Origin of the sequence: Selenomonas sp. CM52, assembly GCF_000292955.1 — a bacterium.
Taxonomy (GTDB): Bacteria; Bacillota; Negativicutes; order Selenomonadales; family Selenomonadaceae; genus Selenomonas.
Map to the genome: position 1 here is coordinate 1 of NZ_ALNM01000008.1, position 1,958 is coordinate 1,958.

The following is a 1,958-nucleotide window of genomic DNA, read 5'->3' on the forward strand; positions in this document are numbered from 1 at the left end:
CCCCGCCGTTTCATCGACGAGAATCCTCGCGCCATAACGGCTTGCCAAGGCTTGCAGGCCCTCGCTCCTTTCTTCGACGCACAGAAAGATCTCCGCAAATCCCGCAGCAGCCGCCTTTTTCAGCAGCCCCTCCAACAGCGGCACGCCGCCGACATCGAGCCAACGCTTGTCCTCGCCCATGCGCCGGCTGCTGCCGCCCGCGACGACGAGAAGCGTCACATCGGCGAGGCTCTGCGGCCTCACTTTCTCGCGCACTCGCCCGCGTCGCCGCGCAGGATCTCGATGCCGTGCGCCAACTGCGGCAGGACGAAGCCGAGGCACTCCTCGACCGCCTTGGCGCTGCCCGGCAGATTGACGATCAGCGTGCGCTTGCATATACCGGCGGCGGCGCGGCTCAGCATGGCGCGCGGCGTCACCTGCATCGAAAGGGCGCGCATCGCCTCGGCGATGCCCGGCGCCTCGCGCTCGATGACGGCTCGCGTCGCCTCGGGCGTCACATCGCGCTCGGAAAAACCCGTGCCGCCCGTCGTAGCGACGAGCGCGAGACCGAGATCGGCGCATTCCCGCATCTCCTTCGCGAGCGCCTCCTCATCGTCGGGCAAAATCACACGCCGTGCGATGCGATAGCCCGCCTCCTCCAACAGATGCTGCGCCAAGTCGCCGCTCTTGTCCTCGCGCTCGCCGCGTGAGCCCTTGTCGCTCGCCGTAATGACGGCGGCGTCAAGCGGCAGCTTGCCCTCGAAAAGGCGCAGCTCGTCGCCGGGCTTCAGCGTACCGCCGTGCAGTACGCGTGCAAAGACGCCCTCGCGCGGCATGATGCAGTCGCCGACCGCCGCGTAGATGGCGCAGTGCGCATGGCACTCCTTGCCGATCTGCGTGATTTCGAAGATGACATCGCCTGCCGCGAGGCGCGTACCGACGGGAAGCTCACGGAAGGAGAAGCCCTCTGCGACGATGTTCTCGCCGAAATCGCCGTGGGAGACCGTCGCACCGCGTGCGCGAAACGCCTCGATCTCCGCCGCGCCCAGAAAGCTCACCTGCCGGTGCCATTTCCCCGCGTGCGCATCGCCGACGATGCCGTGCCCCACATGAAAGAGCGCCTTTTCCAGCGGCTTCTTCTTCGTGCCGCGCCGCTCGCTCGCGGCAATCGTTACAATCTTTCCCAATCCTCACCCTCCGATCTGGTACATGCGCCGCTTCTCCTCGCCCGCGCCGCCCGCCGCTTCAAAGTGATGCTCGCGCGGCTTTTCGGCAATCACCTGCCGCAGCTTCCTGAAGAGAGCCGCGTCATCCGCACCCGTGCGCAGAAGTGTGCGCAGGTCAAGCCCCGCATCCAACGCAAGGCACAGCTTCAGATAGCCCTCCGCCGTCAGGCGCACGCGGTTGCACGAGCTGCAGAACTTGTGCTCCAGCGCGTCGATGAAGCCGAGCGCACCGCGGAAGCCCGCCGGCCGAAAGCACGTGGCGGGACCGGTGAGCGCTTCCTTAACGACGGGCACGAGCGCACCGAAAGATTCCTCCAAGATGCGGCGCACCTCAGCGGTCGGCACGCCCGTCAGCCCCGCCTCCTTCGCCATGCCGATCGGCATGAGCTCGATGAAGCGCACGTCGATCGGGTGCTCCTTCGCGAGGGCAGCGAGCGAAACAAGTTCCGCTTCATTGACTCCCTTAAGCGGCACGCAGTTGAGCTTCGTCTTGAGCCCTGCAGCGAGCGCCGCCTCCATGCCCTGGCGCACGACGGACAGAAGCGAGGCAGAACGGCGCGTGATGTCAGAGAAAGCGTCCTCTGCCAGCGTATCGAGGCTGATGTTCACACCGTCAAGCCCTGCCGCGCGAAGTTCCTCTGCGAGGTCGGCGAGGAGAACGCCGTTCGTCGTCAGAGCGACGCGCTCGATGCCCTCGACCGCCTTGATCTCGCGCACGAGATCGACGATGCCGCGCCGAAGGAGCGGCTCGCC

3 protein-coding genes are annotated in these 1,958 nt (G+C 66.4%); all 3 read right to left on the reverse strand.

Annotated features, from left to right (window positions below; genetic code table 11):
- Positions 1–255: NTP transferase domain-containing protein (locus HMPREF1153_RS01005; protein WP_037369396.1), on the reverse strand; the 255-nt coding region annotated here is incomplete at its 3' end.
- Positions 240–1,166: an MOSC domain-containing protein gene (locus HMPREF1153_RS01010; RefSeq protein ID WP_009645064.1), complete on the reverse strand. Its 927-nt coding sequence runs from the start codon at positions 1,164–1,166 to the stop codon at positions 240–242. The genes HMPREF1153_RS01005 and HMPREF1153_RS01010, both read right to left, overlap by 16 nt.
- Before the next feature lie 3 nt (positions 1,167–1,169).
- The coding region (locus HMPREF1153_RS01015; protein ID WP_009645065.1) for a GTP 3',8-cyclase MoaA at positions 1,170–1,958 on the reverse strand (789 nt) is incomplete at its 5' end.